The sequence below is a fragment of the Paenibacillus sp. 01T424 genome (assembly GCF_056398745.1).
On the sequence record NZ_JBFTPZ010000037.1, the window covers coordinates 56,377 to 74,748 of the forward strand.

General features: G+C 46.9%; 19 protein-coding genes. 17 read left to right on the forward strand and 2 right to left on the reverse strand.

Annotation, left to right across the window (positions count from 1 at the left end; genetic code table 11):
- The first annotated feature begins 15 nt into the window (after positions 1-15).
- From AC1DPK_RS24675 to yajC, 16 genes are all read left to right on the forward strand, one after another.
- Positions 16-753 (forward strand): Spo0B domain-containing protein, encoded by a 738-nt coding sequence (locus AC1DPK_RS24675; RefSeq protein WP_076270850.1) that lies wholly within the window; start codon positions 16-18, stop codon positions 751-753.
- Between the two features lie 13 nt (positions 754-766).
- On the forward strand, positions 767-2,092 hold the full coding sequence (gene obgE, locus AC1DPK_RS24680; protein WP_076270849.1) for a GTPase ObgE: 1,326 nt from the start codon (positions 767-769) through the stop codon (positions 2,090-2,092).
- Between the two features lie 131 nt (positions 2,093-2,223).
- Positions 2,224-2,661: an ACT domain-containing protein gene (locus AC1DPK_RS24685; RefSeq protein WP_477511928.1), complete on the forward strand. Its 438-nt coding sequence runs from the start codon at positions 2,224-2,226 to the stop codon at positions 2,659-2,661.
- Positions 2,662-2,685: 24 nt separating this feature from the next.
- Positions 2,686-3,972 carry a homoserine dehydrogenase gene (locus tag AC1DPK_RS24690; RefSeq protein ID WP_076270847.1) on the forward strand — a complete coding sequence of 429 codons (1,287 nt, stop codon included), beginning with the start codon at positions 2,686-2,688 and terminating at the stop codon, positions 3,970-3,972.
- A 5-nt stretch (positions 3,973-3,977) separates the two neighbouring features.
- Positions 3,978-4,973 carry a homoserine kinase gene (gene thrB / locus AC1DPK_RS24695; RefSeq protein WP_477511929.1) on the forward strand — a complete coding sequence of 332 codons (996 nt, stop codon included), beginning with the start codon at positions 3,978-3,980 and terminating at the stop codon, positions 4,971-4,973.
- Positions 4,970-5,839 (forward strand): prephenate dehydratase, encoded by an 870-nt coding sequence (gene pheA / locus AC1DPK_RS24700; protein WP_477511930.1) that lies wholly within the window; start codon positions 4,970-4,972, stop codon positions 5,837-5,839. Before thrB ends, pheA begins: the two co-directional genes overlap by 4 nt.
- A 201-nt stretch (positions 5,840-6,040) precedes the next feature.
- A complete protein-coding gene (locus AC1DPK_RS24705) occupies positions 6,041-8,443 on the forward strand; it encodes a LysM peptidoglycan-binding domain-containing protein (protein ID WP_477511931.1) in 2,403 nt (800 codons plus the stop codon).
- 196 nt (positions 8,444-8,639) lie between these two features.
- Positions 8,640-9,287: a BofC C-terminal domain-containing protein gene (locus tag AC1DPK_RS24710; protein WP_477511932.1), complete on the forward strand. Its 648-nt coding sequence runs from the start codon at positions 8,640-8,642 to the stop codon at positions 9,285-9,287.
- Between the two features lie 161 nt (positions 9,288-9,448).
- A complete protein-coding gene (gene ruvC / locus AC1DPK_RS24715) occupies positions 9,449-9,952 on the forward strand; it encodes a crossover junction endodeoxyribonuclease RuvC (protein WP_477511933.1) in 504 nt (167 codons plus the stop codon).
- On the forward strand, positions 9,949-10,584 hold the full coding sequence (ruvA, locus tag AC1DPK_RS24720) for a Holliday junction branch migration protein RuvA (RefSeq protein WP_054027250.1): 636 nt from the start codon (positions 9,949-9,951) through the stop codon (positions 10,582-10,584). The genes ruvC and ruvA overlap by 4 nt, the downstream gene beginning before the upstream one ends.
- A gap of 19 nt (positions 10,585-10,603) precedes the next feature.
- Positions 10,604-11,605, forward strand: coding sequence for a Holliday junction branch migration DNA helicase RuvB (ruvB, locus tag AC1DPK_RS24725; RefSeq protein ID WP_076270841.1), 1,002 nt, complete (start codon positions 10,604-10,606; stop codon positions 11,603-11,605).
- Between the two features lie 6 nt (positions 11,606-11,611).
- On the forward strand, positions 11,612-12,079 hold the full coding sequence (locus AC1DPK_RS24730; protein ID WP_477511934.1) for a thiol-disulfide oxidoreductase DCC family protein: 468 nt from the start codon (positions 11,612-11,614) through the stop codon (positions 12,077-12,079).
- Positions 12,069-14,189, forward strand: coding sequence for a SpoIID/LytB domain-containing protein (locus AC1DPK_RS24735; RefSeq protein ID WP_477511935.1), 2,121 nt, complete (start codon positions 12,069-12,071; stop codon positions 14,187-14,189). The genes AC1DPK_RS24730 and AC1DPK_RS24735 overlap by 11 nt, the downstream gene beginning before the upstream one ends.
- Before the next feature lie 10 nt (positions 14,190-14,199).
- The gene (queA, locus tag AC1DPK_RS24740) at positions 14,200-15,246 is read left to right on the forward strand and encodes a tRNA preQ1(34) S-adenosylmethionine ribosyltransferase-isomerase QueA (RefSeq protein ID WP_477511936.1); all 1,047 of its coding nucleotides are present in this window, start codon (positions 14,200-14,202) and stop codon (positions 15,244-15,246) included.
- A gap of 22 nt (positions 15,247-15,268) precedes the next feature.
- Positions 15,269-16,402: a tRNA guanosine(34) transglycosylase Tgt gene (gene tgt / locus AC1DPK_RS24745; RefSeq protein WP_179089915.1), complete on the forward strand. Its 1,134-nt coding sequence runs from the start codon at positions 15,269-15,271 to the stop codon at positions 16,400-16,402.
- A 14-nt stretch (positions 16,403-16,416) separates the two neighbouring features.
- A complete protein-coding gene (yajC, locus tag AC1DPK_RS24750) occupies positions 16,417-16,734 on the forward strand; it encodes a preprotein translocase subunit YajC (protein WP_076270836.1) in 318 nt (105 codons plus the stop codon).
- Positions 16,735-16,788: 54 nt separating this feature from the next.
- Here yajC and AC1DPK_RS24755 read toward each other — a convergent pair whose 3' ends face one another.
- On the reverse strand, positions 16,789-17,184 hold the full coding sequence (locus AC1DPK_RS24755; protein WP_256711052.1) for a TIGR04086 family membrane protein: 396 nt from the start codon (positions 17,182-17,184) through the stop codon (positions 16,789-16,791).
- 259 nt (positions 17,185-17,443) lie between these two features.
- Between AC1DPK_RS24755 and AC1DPK_RS24760 the strand changes: the two genes are divergently transcribed.
- The gene (locus tag AC1DPK_RS24760; protein ID WP_430057844.1) at positions 17,444-18,163 is read left to right on the forward strand and encodes a YetF domain-containing protein; all 720 of its coding nucleotides are present in this window, start codon (positions 17,444-17,446) and stop codon (positions 18,161-18,163) included.
- Between the two features lie 54 nt (positions 18,164-18,217).
- On the opposite strand, the gene AC1DPK_RS24765 is transcribed toward AC1DPK_RS24760, so the two are convergent.
- Positions 18,218-18,372 (reverse strand): IS3 family transposase (locus tag AC1DPK_RS24765; RefSeq protein ID WP_477511938.1); only part of this gene is annotated, 155 nt, incomplete at its 5' end.

Here is an 18,372-nt window from a genome sequence, read left to right on the forward strand (position 1 = left end):
AAGTAGGTTTAATCGATGGGACGCTTAACAACGGTGAAATATTACGCGGCGGCAACCATTTTGTTGCCATGCGCCGCTGTACTTATTTGGCCCAATCAAGTGTGGTTAACTGCTGTCTTTCTCGTTTGGCTTATAGCTGTTGCGACTTACTGGATACGAACGGAACGGAAAGAGCACGCAGAGCGGACTGCGCGAACGATTCAATCGTTGCAAAACTCTGCAATACGAACTCTCAATCATCATCGTCATGACTGGATGAACGACCTGCAAGTCGTGTTTGGCTATATTAGGCTCAAAAAGCTGGATAAAGCCGCCGAGTATGTGGAGAAAATAAGTGAACGGATGGCTGTGGAGAGCAGTATATCCAAGCTAGGGGTTCCATCACTGATTAGTTATATTCAATCGTTTCGTACGATATCGAATTCGCTGGAGTTACAAATTGTAATTAAAGGCGACATTCATTTAAACGAAATAACGGCAGATGCCGATCAAATAGCCGAAACGCTCATTCATACGATTAACGCATATCGGTTTGCGGCTAAGCCTGGCTATGGTAATGCTGCTGTTCTTACGCTGGAGCTATCGCTGGATGAGGATGCACTGTATGCAGCCTTCTATTATGATGGCGAACTAATGAATGAACAGCAATGGAAGCAAAAAATACAACAGCAGTTGGAAGGCGCGCCAATGCAGCCGATCAACTTCGAGCAGCCGTATGCAAAGGTGTTGCTGAGGGCGGAAATGCGCGCATGAACGGGGGCACATCATGTTTGTCGATAAAGCGAAGATATTTGTAAAAGGCGGCGACGGAGGCGATGGTATCGTTTCTTTTCGCCGTGAGAAGTATGTAGAGCAGGGCGGTCCTGCAGGTGGCGACGGAGGCCGAGGCGGCGACTTGATCTTTCAAGTTGACGAGGGTTTGCGTACACTGATGGACTTCCGCTATCAGAAGCATTTCAAGGCTGATCGCGGCGAGCGCGGAAAAGTAAAAAGCATGCACGGAGCGGGCGCTGATGATACAATCGTACGGATTCCGCCCGGTACAATAATCGTTGATGATGATACGCAAGAAATTATTGCAGATATGACTCGTCACGGTCAACAAATCGTTATTGCAAAAGGCGGACGCGGCGGACGTGGCAACATTCGCTTCGCTACGCAAAACAATCCAGCTCCTTATATTTCGGAGAATGGTGAAGAAGGACAAGAGCGCTGGGTTGTTCTTGAGCTTAAAGTAATGGCAGATGTAGGCCTTGTTGGTTTCCCAAGCGTAGGCAAATCAACCCTGCTATCTGTCGTTTCTGGCGCTAAGCCGAAAATCGGCGCATATCACTTTACGACCATTACACCGAATCTAGGTGTTGTAGACGTTGGCGATAGCCGCAGCTTCGTAATGGCTGATTTGCCTGGACTTATCGAGGGAGCGCATGAAGGCGTTGGTCTAGGTCATGAGTTTCTTCGTCATGTAGAGCGGACGAGGGTTATCGTTCATGTTATCGATATGTCAGCGTCTGAAGGACGCGATCCTTTTGATGATTGGGTGAAAATCAACGAGGAGCTTGTTCTCTATAATGAGAAGCTAGCAGATCGTCCGCAAATTATTGCTGCAAACAAAATGGACATGCCGGATTCTGAGGAGCAGCTTGAGTTATTCAAGCAAAAGCTCGCAGAAGTTAGCGGTGAACGTCAATATGAAATTTTGCCAATCTCCTCGCTAACGAAAAAAGGCGTACAGGAGCTACTATATAAAGCAGCTGATATTCTTGATACGGTTTCAGAGGAAGTTGAAATCGCGGATGTGAAAGATGTTGCTGAGCGTAAAGTTTATACGTACGAGAAGCGCGAAGAAACGACTTTCACCATCCATAAGGAAGATGAAGTGTTCGTTATTGTTAGTGCTGGCATTAGCAACTACATGAAACGGATGAATTTGACTTCTTATGATGCAGTTATGCGTTTTGCACGCACGATGCGCAAAATGGGTGTCGATGCCGAGCTTCGCAAGATGGGGGCAAAAGACGGCGATATGGTTCAAATCGGCGACTTTGCTTTTGAATTCTTCGAGGGCAGCGACTATAATCCGAATGGCTAGAGCATTCGCACATATTAACAAATGAAGACGGCGAAAGCCGTCTTTTCTTGTTTTGCCTATTGCCCCAAACTGTATATTTCGATATAATGTCCACTATAGGTGAACAATTGTCTTTTTGAGGAGGACGTATAGTGACGAAACGCTATTATGTCGTTCGAGAGGATATTTTACCGGAAGCGATTATGAAGACGATACAAGTGAAGGAGATGCTTGGCCGAGGAGATGYGGCAACCGTACATGAGGCGGTTGAACGTGTTGGACTTAGCCGAAGCGCTTTTTATAAGTATAAAGATGGTGTCTACGCGCTAAATGAGCTGGAACGAGAACGTATTGCGACCATTTCTATGGATTTGGAGCATCGTTCAGGCGTACTCTCCAACGTACTTAGCATGGTGGCGAGCCAGGATGGTAATGTGCTGACGATGAATCAGTCCATTCCGCTCCAAGGTTTCGCTAATGTCGTCATTTCGGTCGATATTTCGCAGCTTTCCGGAGAACTGTCATCGCTGGTTGAAATGCTTCGCAGTCAACCAGGCGTGCGTAAAGCTTCGGTCATCGGACAAGGATAACAGAATTGATAATGGAGGGTATATATGAAGCCGGTTAAAGTTGGTTTATTAGGTCTTGGTACAGTTGGTACAGGTGTAGTTCGAATTGTTGAGGGACATCAGGATGATTTGGCAAGTCAGGTCGGTTCGCCGATCGTAATTGAAAAGGTACTCGTTCAAGACAAAAGCAAATCGCGTAATATTGCAGTGGATGCAAGCAAGCTAACTGAGGATCCTTGGGAAGTCATCCGCCATCCTGAAATTGATGTTATCGTTGAGGTTATGGGCGGAATTGGGCTTACGAAAGAATATATACTAGAAGCGCTGTCCCTTGGCAAACATGTCGTAACGGCAAATAAAGATTTGATGGCAATGCACGGTCCTGAAATATTGGCCAAAGCCAAAGAAAACCGCTGCGATGTTTTGTATGAAGCAAGCGTAGCCGGCGGTATTCCGATTATTCGTACACTTGTCGAAGGTTTCGCCTCCGACCGCATTAATAAAATTATGGGCATTGTGAACGGCACAACGAATTTTATTTTGACAAAGATGAGTCAAGAAGGCGCTTCGTATCTAGATGTGCTTAAAGAAGCGCAGGAGCTTGGTTATGCGGAGTCAGACCCGACATCAGATGTCGAAGGACTTGATGCAGCGCGCAAAATGACAATTCTCGCTACGATCGGATTCCGTGCCAATGTTGCGCTTGAGGATGTATCCGTTCAAGGCATTTCATCGGTATCCAAAGAAGATATTTTGTACGCGAAGCGTCTTGGCTATGAAGTGAAGCTGCTTGGTATCGCAGAGCGCCAGGATGATTTGATCAGCATCAGCGTTCAACCAACGATGGTGAAGCAATCGCATCCTATCGCATCGGTAAACGGCGTGTTTAACGCGGTTTATGTATATGGCGAAGCTGTTGGTGAAACGATGTTCTATGGCGCAGGCGCGGGTGAGCTTCCGACTGCTACGTCGATCGTATCCGATTTGGTGGCCGTTGTGAAAAACCTGAAGCTTGGTGTGAACGGCATGCAAGGAAGCCTTGCTTATAAAGAGAAGAAGCTCAAGACTGACGAGCAGATCTCATCTAAATATTTCATTCTGCTTAAAGTGGCAGATCGTGCCGGCGTTCTTGCACGCATAACGCAAGTATTCGCTGACTTTGAGGTCAGCTTGGAGTCGGTATTGCAGCAGCCGACACCGTCTAATCCGGAAGCTGAGATCATCATCATCACTCATGACGCGAACAAAGCGGCTATCCAGAAGGTGCTTGCTAAGTTTGACTCATTGGATGTCGTTCATAAAGTGAAAAGCGTCTATCGCGTAGAAGGATAAATCTTATGAACAATCGCAGAGTAATCGTAAAAATACCAGCAAGTACAGCAAACCTCGGACCAGGATTTGATACGCTGGGGATGGCTCTTTCGCTATACGCTTGGATTGAAATGAGCATCTCTGAACGAACGGAATTCCAGTTTTACGGCGATCAAATGAATGGATTGCCAAAGGACAAAACGAATTTAATCTATAAGGTTGCGCAGCTTGTGTTCAAAGAAGCAGGCGTATCCGTGCCAGAGCTCTCGATTTCGATGCATAGCGATATTCCGCTCACTCGTGGACTAGGCAGCAGCGCGTCTGCAATCGTAGGCGCTCTGGTTGCTGCGAACGCATTGATTGGCAGTCCGCTCACGGATGATAAGCTGTTTCAAATGGCAACAGCGCTGGAAGGCCATCCGGACAATGTCGGCGCGTCACTATACGGCGGCATTGTCGTCTCGGCTTGGGATGGGGAGCGAGCAGATTATGTTAGAATTGAGCCGCATCACAAGCTGAAGACGCTTGTCGCGATTCCAGCCTTTCAGCTGTCGACGGAGAAGGCGCGTCATGCGCTTCCGTCTACAATCAGTATGGCTGACGCCATATTTAACGTCAGCCGCAGCTCTTTGCTCGTCGCAGCGCTTGCTGGCGGCGAGCTAGGTATGATTCGCCATGCGATGAAGGATCGGCTGCACCAGCCTTACCGTGCAGCCCTGATTCCCGGCATGGCAACTATACTGGAGCGTGCGGTAGAGCACGGCGCGCTTGGTGCTGCGCTAAGCGGAGCAGGGCCGACGCTGATTGCATTTGTTGAGGATACGGAAGCCGGTGCTGCACACAGCTCGGGCGAATCCATGCTTGAAACATTTCTGCTTGATACGCTAAAGCAGGAGGGCATTGAAGCAAATACGCTATGGCTGTCGCCAAGCGCTCAAGGTCCTCAAATTACGATAGAGGATATTTCTTCGCAGCCTGCGATTCCTCTTCCGGATCGAATTAAAGGAGATATGAAGCGATGAAGACGATAGCGGTTTTACCTGCTGGCTCCGTATCGGATGAGGCAGCAAGACATTTATTCCGCGGTGAAGAAATAAACTGGAAGCATCATCGGCTAATATCCGATGTGTTCCTGTCTACTGTCAATGGAATAAGTGATTACAGCATCATTCCGATCGAGAATACGATTGAGGGTTCTGTTAGCCTTCATATGGATTGGCTTGTACATGAGGTTGATATTCCGATTCAAGCGGAGTGGGTTTATCCCTCCATTCAAAATTTGATCGGCCGGCAATCTGAACTGTTAAACGATAATGGCGAAATGGACTACTCACGTATTACTAAAGTGATCAGCCATCCTGTAGCGATCGCACAGTGCTTGCAATTTCTGCGTACACATCTTCCGCATGCGGTTACAGAACATGTCAGCAGTACAGCTGAGGGCGTTAGAATCGTTCAAAACAACCCGAATGCCGGTTTGGCAGCTATTGGCACGATGACAGCTGCTGCGAACGAGAAGCTTGATGTTCTCACAAGTGAGATTACAGATCATGATAATAATTACACTCGGTTTTTGCTGGTCGGATCAGAGCCCTATACCGATCGTAAGTCCGATAATATAAAAACGAGCATATTAATTACATTGCCAGAGGATTACCCGGGAGCGCTCCACCAGGTTCTTTCTGCTTTTGCATGGCGCAAAATCAACTTGACCCGAATTGAATCGCGCCCGACGAAGAAGAAGCTCGGCAATTATTATTTCTTCATCGACATTGATATGGCTCTTGATACCATTCTGCTTCCTTCAGCCATTCAAGAAATTGAAGCAATCGGATGTCAGGTTCGCGTATTAGGAAGCTATCCAAGCTTTACTGAATTCAAGAAATAAGCATAGCTGGTTGCTCTAAAGCGTAGAATGAAACGATACATGAATAGAAAGCCGAGTTCACTCTGATGGGTGAACTCGGCTTTTTACTATTTTTTTTGTGAAAGTGGAGACACCTGCCCATATTCTGCATAGGATGTAAGGATTGATAATAGGCATTAGCAGTGCCTGGTTATTCAGAACGTGACAGGAGGTTAACAACGAGTGAAAATCCATATTGTGAAGAAAGGCGAGTCGTTATACTTTATCGGCCAAAAGTATAATGTATCGCTCGAAGAGCTTTTGAAGCTGAACCCGGGTATTACGAATCCGGACGCCATTGATGTTGGCATGAAGCTGAAAATTCCTTCAAGCATCGCGGGCGGCGCAGGAGGTGGAATGGACATCATGCATCAGCATATTGTGAAACAAGGTGATACCCTTTGGAAGCTCTCGAAAGCTTGGGGCGTGCCGCTCGCGGATATGATTAAAGCGAATCCGCAGCTCAAAAATCCGAATGTATTGCTTACTGGTGAAGTTGTGAATATTCCTAAAGTAGGCGAAACCATGACTGAAGGAACTGGTGGCCAAGGTACTGGAGGTACTGGACAACAAGCTGGACAGAGCGTGGCACAAAACACGGGAGGTCATCACGCCCTTCACCCAAGCTCAATCATGCAAGGGGTACAGGGCTGGGTCGGAAAGCTTTCTACAGCGCCTATTATTGGAAAAACACCAACAGCTCCAATTGCAGGCAAGACGCCAACTGCGCCTATTGCACCAGCACCGGTAGCCCCTGCTCCTGAAACGCCTGTTGCACCTGTTCAAGAGAAAAAACCAACAGCACCTATTGTGAAGCCAGTAGAACCAGCTCCTCTTCCTGCCCCTAAGGCGGCAGCAGTTGAGCCAGCCAAAAAGGCGCTGCCGATCGAAAAGCCTGTTGAGAAAAAGCTAAAACCGATTCATTCCGAATACAAGCCAAATGTTGATTTATTCAAGCAATATGGCATCCCAGCAACCGAAGCATTATCCTTGTATGATTTGCCAAAAGCACCTGAAGCAATCTCGCCAGCTGCACAACAGCCTACTTACGGAGGATATGGGCATCATCAGCCAATGATGACTATGCCAGCTCAGATGGGATATGGTTACGGGCAACCGATGACCATGCCAATTCAGTCGGGGTATGGATTTGGTCAACCAATGACCATGCCTGCTCACATGGAACATGGCTACGGTTACGGAGATTGGCATCAACCTGTACCATTCGGAAGTACGGTAAGCCCAATGCATGAAGGCATCGAGGCGCCATTTGAGTGTCCGCCGGGGATGGTATTTGTCGGCAGTTACCCATCTCCATCCAGCATGCCTATGGGCGTTGGCCCTGAATGGGGTTATGGTTATCCCATGATAAATCCACTCCAGCATGGCATGCAGGAAAAAGGTCAAATGGTAGCCGGAACTTCTGCTTTCCCGAACCAAAGCATGGTATCGCCGCTGGCAACACAGCCAAACCAAGGCATGGTATCGCCGCTGGCAACACAGCCGAACCAAGGCATGGTATCGCCGCTGGCAACACAGCCAAACCAAGGCATGGTATCGCCGCTGGCAACACAGCCGAACCAAGGCATGGTATCGCCGCTGGCAACACAGCCGAACCAAGGCATGGTATCGCCGCTGGCAACACAGCCGAACCAAGGCATAGTATCACCGCTGGCAACACAGCCGAACCAAGGCATGGTATCGCCGCTGGCAACACAGCCGAACCAAAGCATGGTATCGCCGCTGGCAACACAGCCGAATAAAGGTAAGGTGTCCCCTCAAGCGACACAGCCAAACCAAGGCAGTGTATCACCGCTGGCGACACAGCCGAACCAAGGCAGTGTATCACCGCTGGCAACACAACCGAACCAAGGCGCGGTATCGCCATTTGCGGCACAGCCAAACCAAGGCGCGGTATCGCCATTTGCGACACAGCCAAACCAAGGCGCGGTATCGCCATTTGCGACGCAGCCAAACCAAGGCATGGTATCGCCATTTACAACACAGCCGAACCAAGGCGCAGTATCGCCGTTTGCAACACAGCCAAACCAAGGCATGGTATCGCCATTTGCAACACAGCCGAACCAAGGGATGGTATCGCCGTTTGCAACACAGCCGAACCAAGGCATGGTATCGCCATTTGCAACACAGCCGAACCAAGGCATGGTATCGCCATTTGCAACACAGCCGAACCAAGGGATGGCTTTCCCATCGAGCATGCAGCCTGAATATGGTTATGGCTCCGGCTATGGTCATGGCGGTCATGGGAATGTAATGCCGGTTCAAGTGCAAAATGATGGCGGTTATGGTTATCCTGTAGCTGGTTTCTCCCCGTACTCACAGCCGTTTCCATCTAATCAGGGTTGGCCTCAAACAGCCGGTGTAGGCAATATGAATCAAGACGATTGCGGCTGCAAAGGAAATCGTTCTGATCAAAACACCGCAAAGGCGGCTGACGTACAAATTGAAAAACCAGCAAAGATAGTTGTACCAAAGAAATCGAACAAAAAAGCAGTTATTCGAACAGTTTCCACACGGCCTAATAAACCGAAAAAACGTGGAAATCAGCCTTGGATCAATCGTTAAATGAATGCATGCTGCCCCAAAGGTCTACTATCCTTTGGGGCTTTCTTTATTATGAATACATAATGCTAGTCATTTTTTTGAAAAAACAGGTATCGGACAAGCAGCTTAAACTATGGATTCTTACAAATAAATCGTTTTGAATATTTATGTAATTATGGCGCATACTATCAAAAAATATAAAGAAGGGGTCTTCCCTATGATGGAATTCAGCCTTTGGAAAAACTTAAAGAAACGTTTAAAGAGAAAGCGGCGTCCCGTTTGGATGTTAGGCGTTATTATGTTTTGCTTGCTATCAGGTTGGCTCTTTATCGCTAATAAAAATGTTGTCACAGCTGCACCCAAGCCATCAGCGAATCAAACGAGCGTTATTCAAGAGCTTGAGAAGCTTGATGGAGCTCTATCTGCAAAGCTGCGCCTCGTATATGTGTGCGGCGAAGAATCGAAGCTTCTGGGTCAATTGATGAGTAAGGAGATTGTTCAGCTAGTGCTTGCACATCCGGAGTGGAAGGTCATGTTGAATCAAGAACAGGGCACCGTTCAGTTTGAAGAGCGTATTGAGGATTTGTCCGAGCATTGTAAAGCGAATGCGTATATGGGCGTCGACAAGAAAGGGAATCTTACACTTTATGACGGAGCTCCAAAAAAAGAAAAGGTTGTTCGAACCTTTTTCCAGCTGGACGTACGTTATATGGAGAGCAGTTTGCCGCAGGATAAGCTGGACCAGCTTACCAGAGGGATTCGGATAACCGACATGGAAGAATATAATAGTGTTCTATCCACCTATAGCGACTATGCTATTGAGCAAAATCAGAAAGTAATGAACCCAGCCTATCAGCAAGAGTAAGTGACAAAGGAGATCGCACATCATCGTGCGGTCTCCTTTCTTTATGTCTAAAGGCCGAAATATCAAACGCGCGTTCTCATTCACGCCATCTTTTGCTATAATGGATGAAGCAACTTTCAGTGAGTATGTGGAGAAAGCAGTTATTTTGAGGAGATGACCGTTTGCGCGTTCTTGGAATTGACCCTGGTTATGCGATCGTTGGATTTGGTTTCATAGATAAGATCGGACATAAGCTTACGCCCGTTCAATACGGTGCGATTCAGACGGAAGCTCATACGCCTTCAGAGCAGCGTTTGCTGCAAGTTTACGAGTCTGCGGGCGCTTTAATGGATAAATATAAGCCGGACACTATGGGCATAGAGAAACTATTTTTTAATCGAAACGTGACGACGGCTTTTGATGTGGCGCAGGCTAGGGGCGCTATTATTTTGGCTGCTGCGCAGCGCGGATTGCCTATTGGCGAATATACGCCGCTTCAAGTAAAGCAGGCGGTTGTTGGTTATGGCAAAGCGGAGAAGAAACAAGTGCAAGAAATGGTTAAGGTTTTTTTGAAGCTTTCGGCAGTGCCGAAGCCCGATGATGTTGCCGATGCGCTCGCTGTTGCGATCTGTCATGCGCACTCGGTCGTACTCAATCAGAAAATAAATGAGGTGAAACGTTCATGATCGATTTTTTAAGAGGCAATGTCGTCCATCTAGAATCCGAATATATCGTTCTGGACGTAAGAGATACCGGTTATCGTGTATTTACTCCTAATCCGTATGCATTTGCAAAAAAAGAAGAACCCGTCGTCGTCTATATTCATCATAACGTTCGCGAGGATGCTGTTCTGTTGTTTGGCTTTGAGACGAGAGAGGAGCAGACGCTGTTCCGCAAGCTGCTGGAGGTATCCGGCATTGGTCCGCGCGTCGCTTTGGGCATTTTGTCAGGTGGTCGACCGGATGCGGTTATAGCCGCTATTCAGCAGGAAAATATAGCGTTTCTCATTAAGCTTCCGGGCATAGGGAAAAAAACCGCACAGCGGATGATTCTAGATCTAAAGGACAAGCTGATCGGGGCGGGGCTGGATGGAGGTCTTTTGACTGCAGCAGGTGTTGCGCTTGATCTTACATCGAGCAGGCATTCAGGTCAAGGCGCAGGCACCGCTTGGCAGGAAGCAAGGGAAGGGCTTGCTGCGCTGGGCTACACAGCAGCGGAGCTTGATAAAGCATGGAATGGATTGCAGCATAGCGTTACGGCGGAGGAATCAGTCGATTCTTTGATGAAGCGGGCTTTGCAGCAGCTATTTAAAGGTTAAAGTAGGGAGATGAAGGCAGATGGATGATAGAATCATTTCCGCCAACCTGATGATGGAAGATCAGGCAGTTGAGCTCAGCTTGCGTCCCCGTTATTTAGCCGAATATATTGGGCAAACAAAAGCCAAGGAAAACTTGAAAATATATATTGAAGCAGCAAAATTGCGCAAAGAAGCGCTTGATCATGTACTGCTGTATGGTCCTCCGGGTCTTGGTAAAACGACTTTGTCGAACATTATTGCCAATGAGCTCGGAGTGAGCCTTCGCACGACATCCGGACCTGCAATTGAACGTCCTGGTGATCTTGCCGCACTGCTCACGAACCTGCAGGAAGGCGATGTACTCTTTATTGATGAAATTCATCGCCTTCATCGTACGGTAGAAGAAGTATTGTACCCGGCAATGGAAGACTTTGCACTCGACATTATGATTGGCAAAGGGCCGAGCGCTCGATCGGTTCGACTCGATTTGCCGCCTTTTACCTTGATTGGCGCGACTACAAGAGCAGGGCTTTTATCTGCACCGCTTCGTGATCGTTTTGGCGTAGTGAGCCGACTAGAGTTTTATACGATGGATGAGCTTGCGTTCATCGTGGCTAGAACAGCAGAAATATTAAACGTCAGCATTGTAGGAGAAGCGGCTTCTGAGATTGCGATGCGGTCTCGAGGAACACCGAGGATTGCGAATCGTCTTCTTAAACGAGTACGTGATTTCGCGCAGGTGCGCGGCGACGGCGTGATCACACATGATATCGCGCGTTCGGCGCTTGAGCTGCTGCAGGTAGATAAAATGGGACTCGACCTCATCGATTTCAAAATGCTGCAAGCGATGATGACTACTTTTGCCGGCAGGCCAGTTGGCCTTGATACGATTGCAGCAACGATAGGCGAAGAAAGCCAAACAATTGAAGATGTCTATGAGCCGTATTTAATGCAAATCGGTTTTCTACAGCGAACGCCGCGAGGCCGGATTGCTACGGAAAACGCCTATCGTCACCTAGGTCTACCAATACCGGGGAGGTAGTACGCCATGAGTTCCAGAGCCAATGGTGCCGCTGAGAAACTTTATGTTATCTATGATGGCCATTGCAATCTGTGCCTCGGTTCCATTGCGAAGCTGAAGGAGCTTCATTCTAAAGCGGATTTGCATTATGTTCAAATTCAACAGTTGGAGGCAGCAGGCAGTACGGAACAGCTAATTCCTTCCGTTGGTCTGTTGAAATTTGAAGAGTTGTATGAGAAAATGCATGTTGCTGATGAGCAGGGGCAGCTCTTTGCTGGTGCGGATGGAATTGTCCGTATATTAAGAACGGTAAAGGGCTTTCGCTGGCTATCCGTACTTTATCGAATACCTGGTATGAAAAGCATAGCAAATCGTATGTACAAATTTGTAGCCAAAAGAAGATATGAATGGTTTGGATCTACAGAACAAAGCTGTTCCGTTAATGGCTGCGAATTGCCGCGGAAGAGGGAGGAGAACAACAGGAATGTCAATTAAACGGAATATGAAGCGTTACTTAATCATGACGATCGCAATTGTACTGCTCGCTACAGCTTGGACAGGCTCTCCATCACAGGCAGCAGTACCAAAGCTCGACAATATCCGAGTTGCTTTGTTCATGCAATTGCCTGGGAAATACGATGATACGACAGCAGCTGCCACATTTTCATCAACGGGTGGAATGAGCATCGGTGTAAGGCAGCCTGATGGCATCAATAATTGGTTTAATGTAGATGGAGCAGCTACAGCTCGATTCGCAGTTGACAGCTTTAAAGTCAAAGTGTACGAGAGCTCCACGTTTGCTTCAGCTCTAGCTGTGCAGAAACGTTTGCAAGCTTTGAAAGGTACTGCTTTTATAACATCCCTTTCAAAAAATGGTGCAATCATCTATCAGGTTATTGAAGGTACATACAAAACAGCTGCAGAAGCTGTGACTGCACAAACGAAGTGGAAGGGTGATAGTGAGCTGTCTAAGCTAGTTGGAGGCTCGAACTCGGTGGTTCAAGGCCCACTTCATTTGGAGAGCGGTCCTTTGACCAGCAAAGCGGATGCGATAGCAGCAGCAAGCGGCTTCGGCGCAGTTGGCCTCGATGCCTATGTTGCTATTCGTTCACAGCAAAGTGGATCAGCGTACTACTCGGTAATGGTAGGGGCGGCTGTATCAGCTGCTGAGCTGCAAATTGTTAAAGCAGCTGCCGCAAATGCTTCAGGCGGAGCTGCGTTGAAGGAGGCCGATGCTAGTTCGGCTTACTTGCTCATAAGAAATGATCATACCGTAACTGCCAAAGCTGAAAGCAGTACTGAGCTCTATATGTTTGCTGGCAACGATACGAAGGTTACGGTATCTCCAATCGGGAATGATCCAATTAAGCTAAACGAGCGGAGCGCTCGCAGCTATAGAGGACTATTTGAGCTTAGTATATTAAATGGACGGATGGCAGTCGTAAATGAACTTCCATTTGAACAATACTTATATTCAGTTGTAGGTGTGGAAATGTACCCTACATGGCCTATCGAAGCACTTAAGGCACAAGCGGTTGCTGCACGCACTTATGCTTTAAATCGAGGATTTGGTTTCCAAATCGCGCATGTCGTGGATACGACTTTAAGCCAAGCATATTACGGTGTAGGCTCAGAGCGGCCATCAACCATTGCTGCCGTCGAAGAGACAGCAGGCGAAGTTGCATTGTACAATGGAAAAGCAATTGATGCGATCTATTCAGCCAACAGTGGTGGATTTACGGCTGATGCCAAAGAAGCATGGGGCAACGCAGTTCCTTATATGCAGGCTGTCAAAAGCCCGGACGCTTCATCGGAGGTAGGTTTGAACAATTGGTACCGCGTTGTTGTCCCTAGCGGAGCTATTGGTTATATTAGAGAGGATTTACTAGCCGAGACAGGAGAAACGACAGCAGCAGGAAGTCGTATCATGCTAGTAAATACAAACGGCACAAAAGTACGCAAGCATCCTCTTATACAGGATACGATCCCTGTCATTGCAACGGTTGACAACGGAACACGGGTCGTTGTGCTGGATAAAAGTGTAGAATCCAATTCAATGACTTGGATACGTGGTCCTTACAGTGCACAAGAAATGTTAACAACGATTAACGGCAAAGTGAAGACTCCCGTCTCAGGTCCGCTCAAATCACTCGAAGTGAGCCAGCGCGGCGCTTCAGGACGTGCGACAGAAATTACAGCAAATGGACAAAAGCTAACTGTTACTTATCCAATTGATTATCGTGCTGCACTAGGTGTACAAGGGTCCTTGCCTAGTACGTTGTTCCAGATTGAGGAAACCGCGAAGGTTGCTATGCTTGGTGCTGGAGCTACAACACGTACGAAGCCGTCGGATTCGAATCCTGTTTATATGATTAGTGCTGGAGGCACAAAAACAGAGGCGGTTAACGCTAACTTGTTTATATTAGATGGCAGCGGTAATATTCGCGCAGCTACGAAGGAGCCTTCGTTCCGTTTTGTAGGGTCTGGCAACGGACACGGGGTCGGATTATCGCAATACGGAGCATTAAGCCTAGCTCAGCAAGGGTATGACTATCAATATATTTTGAAATACTACTACAAAGATGTCACCATCGCTAAGGAATGATTGAATCGATATGAACGTAGAATGGTTTGATTTTGAATTACCAGAACATTTAATTGCTCAGACGCCATTGCTTGACAGAACGGCCTCGAAATTGCTTGCATTAAACAAGCAAACAGGCGAATTGACACACAATAGATTTACGGATTTAGAGCAGTATGTTAAGCCTGGAGACGTTCTAGTTCTAAATGACACTAGAGTTATTCCAGCCAGGTTGACGGGGATGAAGAGCGATACGGGCGCAAAGATTGAGCTATTGTTATTGAAACAGCTAGAGGATGGCAGCTGGGATGCGCTCGGAAAACCGGCTAAACGTTTGAAGGTCGGCACCGCACTCTCCTTTGGAGATGATGGTGCAGGTAATCCGCTGCTGCGCGCTGTTGTTGAGCAAGAAGGCGAAATGGGCGGACGTACGATACGTTTTGAATATGAGGGGATATTCCAGGAGCTGCTTGACCGTCTTGGAGAAATGCCATTGCCTCCGTATATCAAGGAAAGGCTTGAAGAACGCGAGCGGTATCAAACCGTGTATTCCAAACATGCGGGGTCGGCAGCAGCACCAACGGCGGGCTTGCATTTTACGGAAGAATTTCTTCAGCGTCTGCAAGCGAAGGGCGTTAAACTCGCCTACGTAACACTGCATGTTGGACTAGGCACATTCCGCCCAATGTCCGTTGACCTTGTTGAGGATCATGAAATGCATGCAGAGTATTATGAGCTGAGTGAACAAAATGCCGCAATAATTAATGAAGCCAAACGGAGCGGAGCACGTATTATCGCTGTAGGGACAACCTCATCTCGCACGCTGGAAACCGTTGCTGCTCGCTTTGAAGGAAAAGCAATCGAAGCTTGCAACGGCTGGACATCTATTTTTATTTTCCCAGGTTACGAGTTTAAGCTTGTCAATGCATTACTCACCAATTTTCATCTACCAAAGTCAACGCTCGTTATGCTTGTAAGTGCGCTTGCTGGACGAGATGCTGTCATGCACGCCTATGAAGAAGCGATTGCTCATGAATATCGATTTTTCAGCTTTGGCGATGCCATGTTTATTTACTAATTAGGAATAGGAAGCGTGAATTGTGGCTGTAAAATATGAATTAATCAAACAATGCAAACAATCAGGAGCAAGACTAGGACGTGTACACACTCCGCATGGTGTGATTGAGACGCCTACCTTTATGCCAGTAGGAACACAAGCTACTGTGAAAACGATGGCTCCAGAAGAACTGAAAGCGATGGATGCTCAAATTATTTTGAGCAACACCTACCATTTGTTCCTAAGACCGGGACATGACATTGTAAGAAATGCCGGTGGATTGCATAAGTTCATGAACTGGGATCGTCCCATTCTAACAGACAGCGGCGGATTCCAAGTTTTTAGTCTTAGCGAAATGCGTAAGATTACCGAAGAAGGCGTACACTTTCGTTCCCATCTCAATGGCGACAAAAAATTTCTTTCACCAGAAGTAGCGATGGAAATTCAGAATGCTCTTGGCTCTGATATTATGATGGCATTTGATGAATGTCCGCCATTTCCTGCCGAGCATGACTATGTGAAGAAATCGTTGGAGCGTACAACACGTTGGGCAGAACGCTGCCTTAAGGCTCACGCAAGACCACATGACCAAGGGCTGTTCGCTATCGTGCAGGGGGGGATGTACAAAGATTTGCGTATTCAAAGCGCAAATGATTTGACTTCCATGGATTTCCCGGGGTATGCTATTGGTGGACTGAGTGTTGGAGAGCCTAAACATCTGATGTATGATGTGCTCGACTATACGGTTCCCATTTTGCCAGCGAATAAACCACGCTACCTTATGGGAGTTGGATCGCCGGATGCATTAATTGAAGGGTCTATCCGGGGTATTGATATGTTCGATTGTGTTCTGCCAACGCGTATTGCTCGCAATGGGACAACCATGACAAGCCAAGGCAGACTCGTCATCCGTAATGCGAAGTACGCTGAGGATTATGGTCCTCTGGATCCAGAGTGCTCATGCTATACATGCACGAATTATTCCAGAGCTTATATCCGGCATTTAATTAAAGCGGATGAGACGTTCGGTATGAGGCTGACGACTTATCACAATTTGCATTTCTTGCTACAACTCATGCGGGACGTTCGGCAAGCGATCATGGATGACCGGCTTTTGGATTTCCGGGATTCCTTCTTCACAAGCTACGGCCTGTTCGATAATGAGAAAGGGTTTTGAAAGGAGGGATTTCGATGTTGCAAGCAGCAGGTGAAGCAGGATCAACAAATATCCTACAAATGATTTGGCCTTTTGTGCTTATGTTTGCGGTTTTTTATTTCTTGCTTATCCGTCCGCAGCAGAAGAAACAAAAGACTCGTGCAAGCATGCTTAACCAATTGAAGAAAGGCGATAAAATTTCAACAATTGGTGGATTGCATGGCACAGTCGTTGAGCTGAGTGACGATACGGTTGTTATTCGTGTCAACGATACAACTAAAATGACATTTGAGCGCAGCGCAATTAATACAATTATCAACTCCGCACCAGCGTCGGTTGATTTAGAGAAATAATTAAAAAAACCGACTGACATGCTTGCATGTTAGTCGGTTTTTTTTTGTAAATGTTCATTTCTTCATATTTACGCCAATCATACCGCCAAATGCGCCTGATAAGAGAGCAGCGCCTAGAAGAAGGATGCTATGTACGGATAAGGAAGCATTTGATGCAAGAAAGCTGATAATGATAACAATTACGCCATAAAGCAAACCGAGCAATGCACCATTATACCAGCCTTTGTTCTCAGAGCGTCTTCCTGATGTAAAGCCCCCCGCCAGTGCTGCGAAGCCGTGAACCAGCATGGCGTTAGAGGGCAAACTGCTTTCCTTCATTGCCGTAAAATGCAAAAGCAGTGAGAGCAGCAATGCGCCTACTGCTAGCCAAATGATTGAAAAAAGCACTCCGGCAAGCAAAGGTGAAGCGATTAAAGGCGGCTTAGGTGCTTGTTTAACCGAACTCATCATATTCCCCCCAGCGTTATGAACGTATTACTTATCCATATGGTCAAGCTAGGTAGAATAGTACAGGAATTAGCTTGTCAGTATGTATTTATGAGCAGCTTATTCCGCATTGCCATATATTCGTATAAACAGCAGGAGTATGATGTTGTAACACGTAGGTCAGAATAGCTTTACGGACAAAACGCAGCTGGCATCAGCTCGAATGATAAAGACGAGGAGGCGGTTTCCTTTGGAATTTTGGGGCCTGTTGATCCGGACGATAATGATTTATTTCGTCGTATTTCTGATCATGCGTTTTATGGGAAAACGAGAAATCGGTAAACTTTCCGTGTTCGATCTCGTTATTTCAGTCATGATTGCTGAGATTGCAGTCATTGTTATTGAAGACATGGAGCGGGCGATGTGGGAAGGCATCTTACCGATGGTCGTTTTGATGATTATTCAAGTAGGCAGTGCTTTTATGACGATGAAGAGTCGAAAGCTAAGACTGCTGTTTGATGGCAAACCAAGTGTAATTATTGACAAGGGCAAGCTGAATAGTGACGTTATGCGCAAGCAGCGGTACAATCTGGATGATCTAATGCTGCAGTTAAGGGAAAATAAAATCAGTGCTGTATCGGATGTTGAATTTGCGATTTTGGAGACGAGCGGCAAGCTGTCCGTCATACCCAAGGAAAATGCTGATGAGTCTGAAGAGGGCAGTAATGAAGGTCAGGAATCAGAGCGATCCGACCAAAAGCTGAAGCAGTACAATCAAACGAATATTTTTCCACCGAAATATCGCTTTGAGATATTGCCTGTCCCGCTTATTATGGATGGCAAGGTGCAGGACAAAAACTTAGAAAATCTTGAAAAGACAAGATTTTGGTTAAAAAATGTTTTGCAGGAAAGAGGCGTCTTCGATTTTAAGGACGTGTTTTTTTGTACGATTGACTATAAAGGGAAGTTGTTTATTGATACGCATGATAAAAAACCGCGTTAAAGAGAGGTGGACTGACCCCCATTTGTGAGACAGGGATCAAAACACCTTTCAAGTTTAAACGGCCARTCGCCTATAATCAACCGGCGACTGGTTATTTAGTTTCGTTTGAATACGAATTGCGTTATAGTAAGTGATGTAGTCTCGAACGGTCTGTTCAACGATTGCAGTCGTTGTATGGGTCAACCCTTCGAGGTAGAACGTTTCAGACT

Bases quoted from the DNA above. Each gene is read 5' to 3' on its own strand.
- obgE (WP_076270849.1), top strand. From the start codon at position 767: ATGTTTGTCGATAAAGCGAAGATATTTGTAAAAGGCGGCGACGGAGGC.
- queA (WP_477511936.1), top strand. From the start codon at position 14,200: ATGAACGTAGAATGGTTTGATTTTGAATTACCAGAACATTTAATTGCT.
- pheA (WP_477511930.1), top strand. From the start codon at position 4,970: ATGAAGACGATAGCGGTTTTACCTGCTGGCTCCGTATCGGATGAGGCA.
- thrB (WP_477511929.1), top strand. From the start codon at position 3,978: ATGAACAATCGCAGAGTAATCGTAAAAATACCAGCAAGTACAGCAAAC.
- AC1DPK_RS24730 (WP_477511934.1), top strand. From the start codon at position 11,612: ATGAGTTCCAGAGCCAATGGTGCCGCTGAGAAACTTTATGTTATCTAT.
- ruvB (WP_076270841.1), top strand. From the start codon at position 10,604: ATGGATGATAGAATCATTTCCGCCAACCTGATGATGGAAGATCAGGCA.
- AC1DPK_RS24710 (WP_477511932.1), top strand. From the start codon at position 8,640: ATGATGGAATTCAGCCTTTGGAAAAACTTAAAGAAACGTTTAAAGAGA.
- AC1DPK_RS24755 (WP_256711052.1), bottom strand. From the start codon at position 17,184: ATGATGAGTTCGGTTAAACAAGCACCTAAGCCGCCTTTAATCGCTTCA.
- AC1DPK_RS24735 (WP_477511935.1), top strand. From the start codon at position 12,069: ATGTCAATTAAACGGAATATGAAGCGTTACTTAATCATGACGATCGCA.
- AC1DPK_RS24675 (WP_076270850.1), top strand. From the start codon at position 16: ATGGGACGCTTAACAACGGTGAAATATTACGCGGCGGCAACCATTTTG.
- AC1DPK_RS24690 (WP_076270847.1), top strand. From the start codon at position 2,686: ATGAAGCCGGTTAAAGTTGGTTTATTAGGTCTTGGTACAGTTGGTACA.
- yajC (WP_076270836.1), top strand. From the start codon at position 16,417: ATGTTGCAAGCAGCAGGTGAAGCAGGATCAACAAATATCCTACAAATG.
- AC1DPK_RS24760 (WP_430057844.1), top strand. From the start codon at position 17,444: ATGATTTATTTCGTCGTATTTCTGATCATGCGTTTTATGGGAAAACGA.
- ruvA (WP_054027250.1), top strand. From the start codon at position 9,949: ATGATCGATTTTTTAAGAGGCAATGTCGTCCATCTAGAATCCGAATAT.